The organism is Hymenobacter guriensis (assembly GCF_015773195.1).
In the GTDB taxonomy this organism is placed as follows: domain Bacteria; phylum Bacteroidota; class Bacteroidia; order Cytophagales; family Hymenobacteraceae; genus Hymenobacter; species Hymenobacter guriensis.
Genome location: NZ_JADWYK010000009.1, coordinates 166,509 through 180,836, shown reverse-complemented (window position 1 = coordinate 180,836; position 14,328 = coordinate 166,509). Strand labels below are relative to the sequence as shown.

Genomic DNA, 14,328 nt, shown 5'->3' with positions numbered 1-14,328 from the left:
CGCAGGCGTGGGCGTTGCGGCCCGAAGGTCGGTTAGGGTAATGGGCATTGCCAGCTCGTTATAATGTACAGTTTTGTATAGCTCGATTTTGAGCAAAAGCTTTAGCTACTTACCCGCCAAAGCGCGGGTTTAGCCAGGCGTCGGCATCGTGGCAGACAAAGCAGGCGCGGGCCACATCTTTGCCGCAGGAGTCGGGCTGTAGCTCAGGGCCATATCGGCCTGCCAGATAGGAGGCAAGCGCTTGGAAGTTGTCGAGGTGGGAGGCGGCAGGGTCAGCTTCCAGTAATACCTTTAGCCCTTCGCCCCCGGGGCTGGTAAACAGCAGCACTAGTCCGGGCTGCAGCAACACATCCGATAGCAGAGTAGCGCGGGCGGCAGTCACATCAGGCAAATGGTCAAAGTCCAGCACCAGCAGGCCGGAAGGTGTCTGTAGGTTGCCGTTGGCGCGGGTAGGCGCAAAGGTGCCAGCGGGCGTTACATAGTCCAGGGCTTTCTTCCGCTCGTCCCGTTGCTCACTTCCGGCCGGAGCTTGCCGGAGCCAGGCAGTAGCGGCTGCAAAGCGGGGGCTGTGTACCACTTGCCAGAGTTGGTGCGGAGTTACGGCAGCGTAGGGAGCCGCCGAACGGATGCCGCCCCGGAAGTAGCTAAACCGGGGCCACTCAAATGCCGCCGTGGCTTGGGCAACGTGCCCCTTTTCGCCACCGGTTTCAGCCGCAAAACATAACATATCTGTTACAATTGCCGGAGGGTTATTTATTCCTGCTTTGTTCCTGCTATTGTCCGATTCTTCAGAAGAATTCCCTGCTATTTCCCTGTTATTCACAGGCATTACAGGCGCACCGAATACCCCCCGGCGTGGCTCCCGTAGGCCGCCCGCCCGGAGAATGGGTAACCAATCGGCAAGGGAGCCCACGTACCCGCGCTGGTGCAAGGCTGCTTCCAACTCGGTACCGCTACGGGTGAGGGTAGGGCTATAGTCAGAGAACAAGACAGCTACAGCGGCGGCATCCATGGTAGCCGGTAGCGTAGCCTTAGCCACGGCGGCGGCGGGCCGGGCCCGTTGCGGTGGTTGGTATAGTAGCGGCAGCCGGGTTCAGGAGGTAGAGCCGCTTTATTTCTGTAGCATCAAACCGGAATATCGGGTCGTCATTCGGGTTAGGCTCGGCGGGTACAAAGGCCAGCGCACCGCCGCAGTAGGAGGTAAGTAGATTTAGTTACGGCCTGTCCTACCCATAAAACACGGGGGCCGTAGTCTAGGCCTTCCCCGGTAGTAAGCAGTGCCACGGCGGCCCCGGCTGGTACGGCGGGCCAATCCCGGCGGCGCACTAGGTAAGCTAGTAGGGGCAACCCTCCAGCCAGCATCAGCACCGGCGGGGTATCGAGTAGCAGTACATTGTTAGCCACGGCGTGCCCCTCCTTTCCCGGTTGGTTTGGCTGTGCGCTGGTGGGCCTGCAGTGCGTTCAGTAAGTCAGCGCGTTTCAAGTAGGTACGCCCGCCAATTTTATGATAGGGCAGTATGCCACGGCGTTTCCAGTCATGGATGGTAGCCGGGCATACATCTAACAGGGTAGCTGCGTCGCGCACTGTCAGCAGCTCCGGGCTGGCGGCCTCCGCCGTTTCTGCAGAAGCCGGCCCTTGGGCGGTTACTTCATGCCGGATAATAGCCCTTAGATCATCTAAGAGTTGGGAGTAGGTTACTCCGGTGGTTAGTATGGTTTGCATTCTACATCATGCCCGCCGGGGTAGTTGTCCGGTTGGGATGATGCAAAGCTGTCTTAAGCTGGCTAGTCAAAATTAGCCGTCTATAAACGGCCAGAAAAGACTTTCTTATTCGACGGAAAATAGCTTTTTAAGATGTTGAAAATGCGTTCTGTTTCCGTGTTCGGAGCAGGTATTTTATTCTTAGTCAAAGGGAACGTATCAATTAGCTCACTTCTATAAACAGCGCTGATGCTGCTTTTGCTTGTCGTTCCATTGAAAGATATAGCAATCAATTCAGGTATCCGGCCCATAGTAAGCTTCTGTATGTATCCAAGCGAAAACAGCGCCCAATACAAACTAGCCCATTGACCTGGTTCGGCAAGAGCTTGCCTACTTGGTGCGTCATAGAATGCCAAATGCTCTCTGCTTATTAACTCTGCCAGATGTTGTTGCTTAAATGGACCTACTAACGCCTCCTCAAAAGTTGAGGGGCAAATGCGTGGTTTCCTACCAGGACGCTTTGGCTGGGAGCGTACTATTTGCATGTTTGGACAAAGCTCCGGCATTGTGAGCCATTCACATTCGGGTATCTTCTCGTTTATCCAGTCATTGATAATCCGTTTATGCCAAATGTCTATGTTGGCTTTATACAAGAAACCCTGCAAAGCATTAATGAAGTTTGACCCTGATGCACCACCACTTGCTGACTGTTTTCGATATTCTCCATCAAGCGCAATAGGAATATCAGTTCTACCAAGTTGTCCCAGTACATAATATAGCTTGGTAAAAAAGCATAGGGTTGAGGCTGTCTCTATACTAACGCCAAACTCTGCACGGTAAAAGGCTTCATCCTGGATATGAATTAGACCCCTATCATTCACCTGCACAAAAACAGCCTGATTTGTGATTGTCTGTGCAAATCGTGTCCATTCTTTACCTGAACGCTCTTTCATAATCAGAACAGGCATAGCAATTAGCGCTTCCAACTGTGGTTGGAAATTTGCCTTCTGATACTTAGCCTTTAGGTAGTCAAATTCCCGTATGGCTTGGGCAGCCCGAATAGTTCTATTAGGGGCCAATGAAGCACAAACGGGAGCCGGGATATGGGTGCTAGATTGGCCTGCTGTTGTTCCAAATGACTGGGGCTGAGCAACCGGGGATGAACTGTAGTTCTTCATCTGAATGGAGTAATGATAGTTACTGAGCTATTTTAAGCAAGGAAGGCATTGCATACACGCGGGCAAACTCTCGTTCTACCGTCTGCTCTGTAATATTCACATAGCGTTTGAAAGACTTCCAGTCCCGGTGCCCGGTTATCTTCATTACCAGTTCAGGTCGCAGCCCTCTTTCCAGGCTCAAAGTCACGAATGTACGGCGGCCAGTATGGCAGCCTAGCTTTTGCCACTTCGGGAGGGTAGTGCTTTCCCGGTTGCCGCCTCGGTATCGGATAACCTCAATCTGCTCTGTAATACCCGCCCGCTCGCCTAACTCTTTCAGGTAGTCGTTTAACTTCTGGTTAGATACCGCCCGTATTTCACCTGCAATCATTCGGCGCACAATCGGGAGGGCCCGGGCCTGCAGGGGGATGGTTACCGTTTCGCGGGTTTTCTGCGTGGTGAGGCGTAAGGTCTGGCCGCGTAGGTGTTCGGGCCGGATGCTTACTAGATCAGAGTACCGGAGGCCTGTATAGCAGCTGAGCAGGAATAGCGCCCGGGCGTTGTCGAGGTAGCCGTTTTCGGGTAGGGGCAAGGCTTCCAGCGTTTCTACTTCCTCTGCAGTAAGCGTCATTATATCGGGTTCCTGCCGTTTCCAGGTTAGCCTTTCGTACCCTATGCTGCTATGGTAACCCCGTTCCGCCGCCCACTTCATAAAGCGTTTCAGCGTCATTACCTGTTTGGCTACGGTGTTATCTGTAAGGCCGGCGGTAGTGAGCAAGTAGGCTGTAAAACGGTCGTTAAAGCTGGGGGTAATAGTTTCAAAGCCTACGGCATACTTCGCTTTCTTCTCAAAGCCCCGGAGGTGCCGGCCGGTGGTGTCATACACGCTGGCACTTCGGGCTTTGCCACGTAGGTGCGCAAGTTCTACCCACTCGGCAAAGTAATCCCAAAAGGTAAGGGTCGGAGTACTTGAGGCAGCGGTTTCTGTCTGTTGCTTTGGGGCTGCGGCGTCTTTGAGCTGAGCAGCGGTAGGCACTAATCCTTCGGCCAGATAGGCTGCGTAGCAATCTTCAATCTGTTTGGCCTTAACTGCCAGCGCCGTATTTAGGGCTGGGTTATCGGGGTAACCTCTTTCCTGAGCCTTTTGCTCTCCAGCCACCCACTGCCGTGGGTGAACGGAGCGGCCAGTATAGACTTTGATGCGAGTACGCCGGTCAATAGTAAGGAGCGCGAATATAGCCGTAGGGCGGTCTGCCTTGGGCTCCTTCAAGTGGAAGGATACAGTTGCCATGAAAGGGATAAATAGTTGCCATTTCAAAGCTACTGAAAAAAGCTTTTCGGGGTACACGACGGGGTACACACCTGCCGTTTTATTCCGATTTATTCCGATCGTTCCTTTCGGGGTACACAGGCGAAATGCCTTTACAGGCTGTATAGAGCTATTATTTGCGTGTCATAGTATCAGTATTGAAAGTAGGGTGTAAGTCCCATCCTCTCTGCATAAAACCCCGTTTGCAAGCTGCAAACGGGGTTTTTGTTTTCTGGGTATGCGTATGGTTTTGCAGGCCAATTAAAGTAGAAAAATCCTACGGCTCAGCGGTGACTTATAGCATTGGGACGAGACGAACTTAGGTTATTAGCCTCATTTCCAGAGAATATTCAAGCCTAAAATCCTGGCTCTTCACAAGAGCAGTGCTGAGCTTTTGGTCAATTCATCAAAGTCGCTATTCGTTAATTCTTTGGCGCGGATGAAGGTTTAGCAACTATTGAGTCAAAGAATCTCCTGCGTTGCTCATTACCCGCAACACCTGTAGTATCCTGCCGATCTTGAGATAAGAAGTTAAAACTATAGCTTGTTTTAGCTACCAGCAGACTACGGCTGTACTTTACCGTCATTTTACCGGTGCCTTTATCTATTGCCTTATACTTGATTTCCACCCCCTCACCAGCGGCCGTAGTAAAAGTGGTACGGGATAGAAGGATACCCTGTTGGTTTTTTAGCATTCCGCTAATCATGCCTTCATAGAAATCCTGTCGGCTCGACTTCGTATCTAACGTGGAAGGTGAATCCGAAGCATCCAGCCGCACGATGAAATAGGTCCCGGCAGCATCCTTTGCACTGAACAGCCTTACTTTCTCAGGAGAGCTATTTTTCAATTGATTAACATCCAGATGTGTAGGTTGGCTTGGTAGCTGTACGGATACTTGGTCATCTATGGGGAAAGTAATCCAGTCGGTTACGGTGAATGCGGCGAGGGGAATACAGACTAACAGCAGGTGATAAGGCATTTTCATAATGACAAGATACGTCACTTCTAAGCACGTAGCATAGTAGATCCAGCAAGCCAAGACCTTACGGATGCGGTTCTCGGGCTAAGGCATCTTCCTCGGCTTTGGACGCAGCGCATGCTTGCTGGTTATTCAAAAACCGGAGCCCATAAGGGCATCCAGCAGCGGGAAACCACGATCTGCTGTGCTCAGGACACATTGGGCCTCCAAAAGCGGCAAGCTCGACCTAACACATTGACAATCCCATTCGTAAGCAGAAGCTCAATCTTTAATTCTCTTCTTACCATGGCACAGCATACTTCCTCCACTACCTCCCAGCCTGACAACGGCCTGCTTGATCAGGCACAGAATTGGTTTCGTCAGGGCAACCTGGGCCAAACGCTTGGTCAGGTGCCCTCTTCCCTGAAAAACGTCAGCACCAAAGGCGTAGCTAGCTTTAATAAGCTCAGCACTACCCAAAAAGTAGTAGGTGGTGCTCTGTTGGCCCTTGGCGTAGGTTATCTGGCTACCCGCAAATCAAGCAGCGGACCTAAAAAAGCCGACCCGGCCACCACGCTGCAGGAGCTGCTGCTCTTCGTGAACGACCGTATTGCGGGCTACGAGCGGGCCGTGGCCGAAAGCCAGGACGCCGAGCTGCGCGGCTACTACAAGCAGCTGGTAAGCCAGAGCCAGCAGTTTGCCAACGACCTGAACGCGCACCTGGCCCGCGTAGGCGGTCAGCGCGAAGACGAAACTACGCTTAAAGGCAAGGTGTACCGCGCCTGGATGGATGCCAAGGCCGCCGTTACCGGCAGCGACGAAAAAGCCATTCTGGGCTCCAACGTGTACGGCGAGGAATGGGCGCTGAAAGCCTACGAAGATGCTCTGCGTGACCAGACACTCAACAGCCCCGTTCGGCAGGCCATCCAGCGCCAGTACTTCCTGTCGCAGAAAACCTATAAGCACCTGAAGAGCCTGGAGAAAAAGCAGCAATAGCCCTGCGAAAACCAGTTGATCAGTCATAAAAAAGCCCTGCCGGTTATCGTAACGGCAGGGCTTTTTTGCTTATACCAGTTTGTCCGGGGTGATGGGCAGCTCCCGGATGCGCTTGCCGGTGGCGTTGAACACGGCATTGGCAATGGCGGGAGCCACCCCGATGATGGCAATTTCGCCGATGCCTTTGGTGCCCAAGGCGTTTACGTGCGGGTCGGGCTGGTTCACGAAGAGTACGTCCACGGCCGGGGCGTCGGCCTGCACGGGCACGTGGTAGTCGGCTAGGTCCTTGGTCACATAGCGGCCGAACCGGTCGTCCATCACGGCGGCCTCCATCAGCGCCATGCCGATGCCGCCCACGGCCCCGCCTTTCATCTGGTTGCCCGCCGTTTTCTGATTCACGATGGTACCCGCATCGGCGCAGGAAACCAGCTTGCTTACCCGCACCTCGCCGGTGAGCGGGTTCACCCGCACCTCGGCAAAGTGCACCGAGAACGAGTACATCGAATACTTCTGGTTGTTTTCCCCGTTGGGCTTCGACTCCACCGTGACAAACCCGCCATCCGTCTGCTTGAGCAAGTCGGCGTAGCTGGCGCGGGCGCCGGGGTTTCCGTTCAGCGTCAGGTAGGTATCGGCGAAAACAACCTCTTCTTTCCTGGCTGAGGCAAAGGCGGCGTTGCTGGCACCGGCCATCGTGCGCAGCTTCTCCTTCATGGCCATACAGGCCTCCTGCACGGCGGGCCCCACGGTATTTACGATGGCCGAGCCGCCCTGGGTGGGCGCTTGCGCAAACTGCGAGTTTCCCCACTCAAACCGGATTTTGTCGGGTGGCAGGCCCAGCGCGTCGGCCGCAATCTGGGTCATGGCCGTGCCGGTGCCCGGGCCGATGTCCGTCACGGCGCTTTGCAGCACCACGGTGCCGTTGGGCAGCAGCCGGACATTAGCTTTCGACGAGCCTCGGTGCGCCCCAAACGTACCCACGCCCATGCCGTAGCCCACCAGCCACTCGCCGTCGCGCAGGCTGCCGGGCTTCAGCTGGCGCTTGTTCCAGCCGATGCGCTCGGCCCCCATCTGGTAGCATTCCTTCAGAAACTTGCTCGACCAGGGCTTGCCATTTTCGGGGTCCTTGTCGGTGTAGTTGCGCAAGCGGAATTCCAGCGGGTCGAGGTTCAGCAAATAAGCCATTTCGTCCATAGCTGATTCCAGCGCAAAAGCGCCGGTAGCCTCGCCCGGGCCACGCATCCAGATGGGCGTACTCACGTCGAGGGCTGCCAGACGGTAGCGCGTGTTCACGTTGGGTGACTCGTACATCATGCGGGTCTGCTGCACCGTCGATTCCGTAAATTCCTCGTAGCTGGACGTTTGACCCGTAGCTTCGTGGGTGATGGCCGTGATTTTGCCGTCGGCCGAGGCACTCATCCCAATTTTCTGCCAGGTGTGCGGCCGGTAGCCCACCATCGTCGTCATCTGCTCGCGGGTAAGCACCAGCTTCACGGGCCGGTTTACTTTTTTGGCCGCTATAATGGCAGCCGACTCGTGCGGCCAGCTGTGCAGGGCGTTGCCGAAAGCCCCGCCCACAAACGTGGCAATAACCTTCACGTTTTCCTCGGGCAAATTCCACTCCTTGGCGAAGTCGCGGCGCGTGGCCAGGGTGCCTTGGGTCTTGTCGTAGAGCGTCAGGCGGTCGGGGGCCTCCCAATGAGCTATAATGGACTGCAGCTCCATCGGGTGGTGCACTTCGGTCGGGATGATGTACTCGGCTTCGAGCCGGCGAGTGCCGGTTTTATAGGCATCGGCGGTGCCGCGCACGTAGTCAGCCACCGGGGATTTAGGGTTTTTCTTGGCCTGGGTGGGCACGAAGGCTTGCTTCAGGCCTGCGGACATGTCGGTTTCGTGCTTTTCCGCTGCATACTCCGCCTTCACCAGCCGCGCAGCGAAGCGGGCGCGCTCCAGCGTATCGGCTACTACAACGGCAATGGGCTGGTCATTGAAGCGTACCAAGTCGTCGTGAAATACCTTCAGCCGGCCACCTACCGTTTGCGGCTGCGAGGGGTCCTTGCCCGTGGGCGTGAAGCCCGGCACCTTGGGCGAGTTAAAGTGCGTGATGACAGCCAGCACGCCGGGCGCCCGCTCCGCCGCGCGGGCATCGATGCTTTTGATGCGGCCCTTGGCGATAGTGCTACCTACCAGCACGGCATAGCTCATACCTGGCAGCTCATACTCAGCCGAGTAGGTGGCCGCACCCGTTACTTTCAGGTGACCGTCCACCCGGTTCAGTGTGCCGCCGATGTGCTTGTCTTGTGGTTTCATATAGGAAAGGCTGTAGAGACGCGTATTCGCGTCTGCTGCTCCGCGCCATTAGGGGTTATAGTATCCGTTTTCTTCAGCGCCGAGACGCGAACACACGCCTTCAATATCAGGCGGCAGCCGCGTTTTTCAGGGTCTGAATCAGCGTATTCGGGGCCAGCTTCAGCTTGTATTCGTTGTGCTTGAAGGCCTTGGCGCCCTGCATGGCCACGGCTGCCGCCTGCCGAAAGGTTTCTTCCGTGGCCGGTTTGCCTACCAAGAACTGCTCCGCCGTCTGCAGGCGCCAGGGCTTGTGTGCTACGCCACCAAAAGCCAGCCGCGCCGCTTTTATGGTGTTGCCATCCAGATCCAGCGCCACCGCCGCCGACACCAGCGCGAAGGCGTAGCTGGCCCGCTCGCGCACTTTGTAGTAACTCACGTGCTTAGTGAAAGGCCCGTCGGGCACATCAACCGCCGTAATCAGCTCGCCTGGTTCTAGGGTCGTGTCCTTTTCGGGCGTGTCGCCGGGCAGGCGGTGCAAGTCTGCGAAAGGAATACGCCGGTCGCCTTTGGGGCCGCTCACCAGCACGGTAGCATCCAGGGCTACTAGGGCCACGCTCATATCAGAGGGGTGCACCGCGATACATTTGTCGGAGAAGCCAAAGATGGCGTGCATGCGGTTGATGCCTTCCAGAGCACCGCAGCCGGTGCCAGGCTCGCGCTTGTTGCAGGGCAGGGCCGTGTCGTAAAAATACGGGCAACGGGTGCGCTGGAGCATGTTGCCGCCGGTGGTAGCCATGTTGCGCAGCTGAGCTGAAGCACCGGCATTGATGGCCTGGGCCAGCAGCGGCTGCCGCTCGCGCACCTGCCGGTCATCGGCCACGGCCGAGTTCAGGGCCAGGGCACCAATACGCAGGCCGCCGTTTTCGTGCTCGATTTTGGCCAGCGGCAGGCGGTTGATGTCGACCAGCTTTTGCGGGGCCATCACGCCACGCTTCATTAAATCGACGAGGTTGGTGCCGCCGGCAATGAACTTGGCGTTGGCGTCCCTGGCCACGGCCTCGATGGCGGCCTGCTGCTTGCTGGGGCGGATATACTGGAACTGATTCATACTTTTTGCCCGCCGTTTTTCACTTCCTGAATGGCCGCCACAATGTTGGTGTAGGCCCCGCAGCGGCAGATATTCCCGCTCATGTACTCCCGGATTTCAGCCTCCGAACCGGCGTGGCCTTCGCGCACGCAGGCCACAGCGCTCATAATCTGGCCGGGGGTGCAGTAGCCGCACTGGAAGCCGTCGTGCTTTACAAACGCAGCCTGCATGGGGTGCAGCTTGTCGCCGTCGGCCAGCCCTTCGATAGTCGTTATTTTCTTGCCCTCGTGCATCACCGCAAAGCTCAGGCAGGAGTTCACGCGCTGGCCGTCCACGTGCACGGTGCAGGCGCCGCACTGGCCATAGTCGCAGCCTTTTTTGGTGCCGGTGAGATGCAATTGCTCACGCAGCAGGTCGAGCAGCGTGGTGCGGGGCTCCACATCCAGCTTAAACTTCTTGCCATTGATTTCAAGCTTGAGCGGGACTTTCTCAAAGGCGGAGGCTACTCGCTCATCGAGGTTTTGGGCGGCGGCTTCAACTACGGGGCCCGGCACCAATGCCAGAGCCGTGAGCAGCGACGACTGCTTCAGGAAGTTGCGGCGCGCCTCGTCGTGATTGGCCGGCAGGTCGGGTTCGGTATTCATAGTAAGCAGGAAGCTAAAGAGTCAAGCAGCTGGCGGAGGACCTGCGCTTTGGGCATACGCAGTAGCAGGCCTGCCTGTTGACCGAAAAGCAAGGATATAAAATGCATAAAATACTATTTATTGCAGCCTCGGATACGTGATACGCCCATTCTTAAAGGCACACAAGCCAACGCCCCCGGTTTCAGGTGAAACCAGGGGCGTTGGCTTGTGCGGCCGGTGCTGTTACTTAAGCAACACCGGCATTACAGTTTGTGAGCTGTCTATTCGGCCAGCGCGATGAAACGCTGCTGCAGGCCGGTAGGCGCGGTTTTCTCCCATTGCTCAAGGCGGGCCAGCTGCACAGGGGAGAGGCCGTCGTGAAACTGCTTCTGCAGGGCCGTCAGTGACTCTCCCTTAGGCGTCTCCAGGGCCCGGCGCAGGATCTGTGCCTGGTGAGGCTGCAGCTGAAGCGCATTAGACAGGCTGCGAACCAGATCTGCTGGTGTTACATCAGCGGTGGCCGATGCTGTAGTTTTAGCAGGGGCTTCCTGGGCAAAAGCGGAGTAACTAGTGCAGAAGAGAGAAAAACCCAGCAGCAAGCGGAAAACGGAAGATTTCATAGATGTGTAATGAAAGTGGAAGAGCGTGTTGGTGAAGTGTGCCTGGTGTAAATATGCTTATTGTTTGGTCAGCAGCCACATTCTATAGCTCAACTCAGCTTTTCTGGCGACCAATACCTTAACCAGCCCGATGAATATTGAGTGTGAAGTATATTTAACGCTTTAAGACTGGTGAAAGTATGCGACCCGCTGAGTACGTAAGCAAAACGCCTTTCCGGTTATGGAAAGGCGTTTTGCTTGGTGCTTAATTAGAGAAAAACTACTGCCGTTGAGGAGCTGAGGCGTTTAGCATGGCCAGATCTGTTTGTGGAGTAATGGCCACCACATTGGGCAGATCGGCGGGAATATGCACCAGGCGCTTGTTGCCGTTGGCTGTCATATGCCTGGCCGGAGCCGTAACGGCTACGCCACGCTGGCTGGCGTAGTTCATTACCTTACTGATGGCCACCAGCAGCGTCTGAATTTCCTGCGGATCATTTACCCAGGTGTCATCCGAGGAGTCGTTGGGCGTGCCGTGGTCGTCGCGGTACTTGCTGTGGCTGGGAACGGCCGTAGCCAGGTCCAGGCTCACGATGTTGGCGCGTTGGGTGGTAGCAAAGTACAGGCCCTGCAGCATCCAGCCCAACGAGCCGGTTCCTTCGTCGCCCAGCACTTTCACCATCAGCACCCGCGCCTCGGGCGAGGTAGAAGCAACCTGCCGTACGGGGGCGACCTGTGCTTCTTCACCCGGTACAAATGAGGCAGAACCTACAACACGGTTTTTGAAGGCGGGCATGAGGCGGTTGCCCCGGCCCAATACCGCTACCAGTGTGCCCTGGCCCTTAGTTACGGAAGTCTGCTCGGCAGCGGAGTTCGTGTTTTTGGTGGCCTGCGCCCAGGGCATCAGGCTATGAGCATCGGCAGAGGGCTGTACTGCCGTGTAGGCCGCCCCGGTTCGCGTAGCCTGTGGTTTAGGGGCCTGGTAGCTGAAGTCATGAATGACAGACTTGATTCCTGGCATACGGCTGGCTTTGGCCTGAAACTCCGGGTCATCGGACGTAGCAAGCGCCAATCCGACTTCTGGTAGAGTGCCGGTGATAGTGCCATTAGCCAGCCAAGCCTGTTCAAGCAAGTCAGCAGGAAGCTTGTCGGTGCTGGAAAGCAGCAGATACTGATGCTGCAATCGGGTAACGGGTTCCAGGCTTGGGGCCTGCGCGACCTGGGTGACGGAGCGACTTTGCGTCGTCGCATTAGTTAAGGAGTCTTCGGATGAGCAGCCGCCCAACAGCATCAGTCCAAAGCCCAGTATCGAAAAATTGCGAAAGCAGAAAGCAACGGTAGGCATAGCGGTGGGGGTTAAGTTCAATACTAAATAATACTAAAATATTTCAATAAAAAAGTAAAGTCCAATAAAAGATAAAATTATGTACATTATATAGTAGGCTGCTTATAAACGGATAATTTGCTGAAAATGAATATCCTGCTCTTTCCATTTTACCGGCGCCTGCTAGCTGTGCAATCGATTACGGCAATAAGCAGATAGTGCTGCAAAATGCTATTACATCCCAGACTGCGCTTGTTGGGTACTAATTCCAGGTTTATCCGGAGCATACTATCATCAAGCGAAACCCGGCAAACGAAAGGCGAGCAGGCCTGATGCCGGCTAATACCGCCTTATCGGCTGGCAGATAACATACAAACGGCCCGCTTCCAGGGTTGGAAGCGGGCCGTTTGCTTGGTAAATGACTGCTTATTGCGCCTGCGTGACAGCGCGGAAGGCATTTACACGGCCATAGCCGTAGTACGGGTCACGACCAGGTTTGCCGAGGTCGTCGGCGGAGGCCCGCAGCGTAGCGCGAACCTGAGCCGGATCCATCTGCCCGCCATTTTTTCCTACGATAAGCGCGGCCACGCCAGCCGCGTGGGGGCCTGCCATGCTGGTGCCCGCCGACCACGTATAGCGGCCCAGGCTAGTGCAGCTGAACACCATGTCAAAAGCATAGGTGTACTGCCGAACACCAGCCACCGTGCTGATATCCGAGCCAGGGTAAGCGGCGTCACCGCCGGGCGCAGCGAAGGTCACATCCGAGATGCCATAGTTGGTGTAGGAAGCTACGCCGTCGAGGTTGGTGCCGAAGGGATTCATGGCCCAGCCGGTAGGCGCAGTAGCAGAAATAGAAATAACGTTGGTAGCACCCGATGGGATGTGTACTAAATCCTGGTCGCGCTGGCCATTATTGGCGTCATTGCCGGAAGAGGCAATAACGGTGGCGCCATGCTGAGTGGCGTAGGTAGTAGCCTTGCTAATAGCGACCAGCAGCTCCTGAATTTCCTTGGTTTCGTTTACCCACTTGTCGTCCGTGGTATCGTCGGGCGTGCCGTTGTCGTCGCGGAATTTGCTGTTGCGAGGAATGGCGGCGCCCAAGCTCATGTTAATCACATCAGCCTTTTGTTCCACGGCGTAGTAAATGCCCTGAATCATCCAGGAAAACGACCCGCTGCCGGCGTCGCGCAGCACTTTCACCAGCAGCAGCTTGGCGTCGGGAGCTACTCCGATAACGCCGAGGCTGTTGTCGGCGGCGGCAATGGTGCCCGCCGTGTGCGAGCCGTGGCTAAAGGAAGTAAGGCCGAACTGAGCTGGCTCGCCGGGCACAAAGGAGCGGCTGCCCACGATGTTAGGCTGCAGGTCGGGGTGGGTGAGGTCGAAGCCACCGTCGAGCACAGCTACCAGGGCGCCGGCCCCGCGGGCCCCGGCGTTCCAGGCTTCGGGAGCCTGAATGGCGGTGTGGCCCCACTGCAAGGGAAAGTACCGCTCGTTGTCGCCGGCGCTGGCGGGGTTGGTGTTTTCAGCTTCAGCTACGGCTTCCAGATTACGGTCGGAAGCGGGGTTGAAGCCCTGAAAGCTGAAATCGTGGATGACGGAGCGCACCCCGCTGATGCGGCCGGCTTTGGCGGCAAAGTTGGGGTCGGTGGAAGTAGCCAGGGCCAGACCGGTGCCGGGCAGCTGATCGGTGAGGGTACCGTTGGCCGCCTGCGTCTGGGCAGCCAGGTCGGCAGGCAGGGCGTCAGTACTGGAGATGATGATGTACTGGTTGCCACGGCGCACCACGGAGCCGGCGTCGGCGGCAGCAGCGGCACTGCTCAGGGCCGCCGACTGCGGGGCCGCATCTTTCAACTGGATGTCTTCCTTGCTGCAGCTGGCCAGCAAGCCCAGGCTCAGGCCCAGCACAGAAAGAGAACGGGGGGTAAAAAAGGATGGGTGCATAAAGTGAAGTGGGGTGGGTGGAAAAGTAATCTGTGAGAGGAATGTCCCGGAAAGATGAAATAATTGCAGAATACTAGTCGATAAAGGCGGAAATCTTACACATAATATAAGACAAGCTGGATAAAGTAGTAAAGTTGGTAGTTGGCTGGTAGTTGCCGGAAAAGCACCATTGGAATGGTATTAGTTCAACTACCCGCTGCTTGTCCTCGTACTCCCTGGGTGGTAGCAGGGCCTTGGCATCCGTGGGCATCCGGGTTTTGCTGCCCTCCAAAACCGTCATTCAACCCGGCAGAGCCCCATTCTGCTGACATTTAGCCGGAAGGCCATTGTGCCCGGGTACGCCAT

General features: G+C 56.2%; 13 protein-coding genes and 1 pseudogene. 1 reads left to right on the top strand and 13 read right to left on the bottom strand.

The window, feature by feature from the left end; all coding sequences use genetic code 11:
* Positions 1 to 109: 109 nt before the first annotated feature.
* The 6 genes and pseudogenes from I5L79_RS15445 to I5L79_RS15425 form a co-directional block, all read right to left on the bottom strand.
* A complete protein-coding gene (locus tag I5L79_RS15445; protein WP_196955963.1) occupies positions 110 to 727 on the bottom strand; it encodes a BT4734/BF3469 family protein in 618 nt (205 codons plus the stop codon).
* A 669-nt stretch (positions 728 to 1,396) separates the two neighbouring features.
* Positions 1,397 to 1,723 (bottom strand): helix-turn-helix domain-containing protein, encoded by a 327-nt coding sequence (locus I5L79_RS23805; protein WP_196955962.1) that lies wholly within the window; start codon positions 1,721 to 1,723, stop codon positions 1,397 to 1,399.
* A gap of 80 nt (positions 1,724 to 1,803) precedes the next feature.
* Positions 1,804 to 2,880, bottom strand: coding sequence for a hypothetical protein (locus tag I5L79_RS15435; RefSeq protein WP_196955961.1), 1,077 nt, complete (start codon positions 2,878 to 2,880; stop codon positions 1,804 to 1,806).
* Positions 2,881 to 2,899: 19 nt separating this feature from the next.
* On the bottom strand, positions 2,900 to 3,490 hold the full coding sequence (locus tag I5L79_RS23350) for a site-specific integrase (RefSeq protein ID WP_231403130.1): 591 nt from the start codon (positions 3,488 to 3,490) through the stop codon (positions 2,900 to 2,902).
* A gap of 60 nt (positions 3,491 to 3,550) precedes the next feature.
* A pseudogene (locus tag I5L79_RS23800) lies at positions 3,551 to 4,150 on the bottom strand (phage integrase SAM-like domain-containing protein); the annotation flags it as partial.
* A gap of 440 nt (positions 4,151 to 4,590) precedes the next feature.
* A complete protein-coding gene (locus tag I5L79_RS15425; protein WP_196955959.1) occupies positions 4,591 to 5,154 on the bottom strand; it encodes a hypothetical protein in 564 nt (187 codons plus the stop codon).
* 279 nt (positions 5,155 to 5,433) lie between these two features.
* Here I5L79_RS15425 and I5L79_RS15420 point away from each other — a divergent pair, with 279 nt between their 5' ends.
* Positions 5,434 to 6,123, top strand: coding sequence for a ferritin-like domain-containing protein (locus I5L79_RS15420; RefSeq protein WP_196955958.1), 690 nt, complete (start codon positions 5,434 to 5,436; stop codon positions 6,121 to 6,123).
* 69 nt (positions 6,124 to 6,192) lie between these two features.
* Here I5L79_RS15420 and I5L79_RS15415 read toward each other — a convergent pair whose 3' ends face one another.
* The 7 genes from I5L79_RS15415 to I5L79_RS15385 all read right to left on the bottom strand — a co-directional run bounded on the left by I5L79_RS15415 (position 6,193) and on the right by I5L79_RS15385 (position 14,263).
* Entirely contained in the window at positions 6,193 to 8,430 is a 2,238-nt protein-coding gene (locus I5L79_RS15415) for a xanthine dehydrogenase family protein molybdopterin-binding subunit (RefSeq protein ID WP_196955957.1), read from the bottom strand.
* 106 nt (positions 8,431 to 8,536) lie between these two features.
* Complete coding sequence (locus I5L79_RS15410) at positions 8,537 to 9,517, bottom strand: FAD binding domain-containing protein (RefSeq protein ID WP_196955956.1); 981 nt, start codon at positions 9,515 to 9,517, stop codon at positions 8,537 to 8,539.
* Positions 9,514 to 10,140: a (2Fe-2S)-binding protein gene (locus I5L79_RS15405; protein WP_196955955.1), complete on the bottom strand. Its 627-nt coding sequence runs from the start codon at positions 10,138 to 10,140 to the stop codon at positions 9,514 to 9,516. Before I5L79_RS15405 ends, I5L79_RS15410 begins: the two co-directional genes overlap by 4 nt.
* 260 nt (positions 10,141 to 10,400) lie before the next feature.
* Entirely contained in the window at positions 10,401 to 10,739 is a 339-nt protein-coding gene (locus I5L79_RS15400; RefSeq protein ID WP_196955954.1) for a hypothetical protein, read from the bottom strand.
* A gap of 259 nt (positions 10,740 to 10,998) precedes the next feature.
* The gene (locus tag I5L79_RS15395) at positions 10,999 to 12,063 is read right to left on the bottom strand and encodes a S8/S53 family peptidase (RefSeq protein WP_196955953.1); all 1,065 of its coding nucleotides are present in this window, start codon (positions 12,061 to 12,063) and stop codon (positions 10,999 to 11,001) included.
* 405 nt (positions 12,064 to 12,468) lie between these two features.
* Positions 12,469 to 13,983 carry a S8 family peptidase gene (locus I5L79_RS15390; RefSeq protein WP_196955952.1) on the bottom strand — a complete coding sequence of 505 codons (1,515 nt, stop codon included), beginning with the start codon at positions 13,981 to 13,983 and terminating at the stop codon, positions 12,469 to 12,471.
* 73 nt (positions 13,984 to 14,056) lie between these two features.
* Complete coding sequence (locus tag I5L79_RS15385; RefSeq protein ID WP_196955951.1) at positions 14,057 to 14,263, bottom strand: hypothetical protein; 207 nt, start codon at positions 14,261 to 14,263, stop codon at positions 14,057 to 14,059.
* Positions 14,264 to 14,328: the final 65 nt, after the last annotated feature.

What these genes read in the sequence shown, in the direction of transcription:
- I5L79_RS15445 (WP_196955963.1), bottom strand. Translation starts at nt 727, where the DNA reads ATGTTATGTTTTGCGGCTGAAACCGGTGGCGAAAAGGGGCACGTTGCC.
- I5L79_RS23805 (WP_196955962.1), bottom strand. Translation starts at nt 1,723, where the DNA reads ATGCAAACCATACTAACCACCGGAGTAACCTACTCCCAACTCTTAGAT.
- I5L79_RS15435 (WP_196955961.1), bottom strand. Translation starts at nt 2,880, where the DNA reads ATGAAGAACTACAGTTCATCCCCGGTTGCTCAGCCCCAGTCATTTGGA.
- I5L79_RS23350 (WP_231403130.1), bottom strand. Translation starts at nt 3,490, where the DNA reads ATGACGCTTACTGCAGAGGAAGTAGAAACGCTGGAAGCCTTGCCCCTA.
- I5L79_RS15425 (WP_196955959.1), bottom strand. Translation starts at nt 5,154, where the DNA reads ATGAAAATGCCTTATCACCTGCTGTTAGTCTGTATTCCCCTCGCCGCA.
- I5L79_RS15420 (WP_196955958.1), top strand. Translation starts at nt 5,434, where the DNA reads ATGGCACAGCATACTTCCTCCACTACCTCCCAGCCTGACAACGGCCTG.
- I5L79_RS15415 (WP_196955957.1), bottom strand. Translation starts at nt 8,430, where the DNA reads ATGAAACCACAAGACAAGCACATCGGCGGCACACTGAACCGGGTGGAC.
- I5L79_RS15410 (WP_196955956.1), bottom strand. Translation starts at nt 9,517, where the DNA reads ATGAATCAGTTCCAGTATATCCGCCCCAGCAAGCAGCAGGCCGCCATC.
- I5L79_RS15405 (WP_196955955.1), bottom strand. Translation starts at nt 10,140, where the DNA reads ATGAATACCGAACCCGACCTGCCGGCCAATCACGACGAGGCGCGCCGC.
- I5L79_RS15400 (WP_196955954.1), bottom strand. Translation starts at nt 10,739, where the DNA reads ATGAAATCTTCCGTTTTCCGCTTGCTGCTGGGTTTTTCTCTCTTCTGC.
- I5L79_RS15395 (WP_196955953.1), bottom strand. Translation starts at nt 12,063, where the DNA reads ATGCCTACCGTTGCTTTCTGCTTTCGCAATTTTTCGATACTGGGCTTT.
- I5L79_RS15390 (WP_196955952.1), bottom strand. Translation starts at nt 13,983, where the DNA reads ATGCACCCATCCTTTTTTACCCCCCGTTCTCTTTCTGTGCTGGGCCTG.
- I5L79_RS15385 (WP_196955951.1), bottom strand. Translation starts at nt 14,263, where the DNA reads ATGACGGTTTTGGAGGGCAGCAAAACCCGGATGCCCACGGATGCCAAG.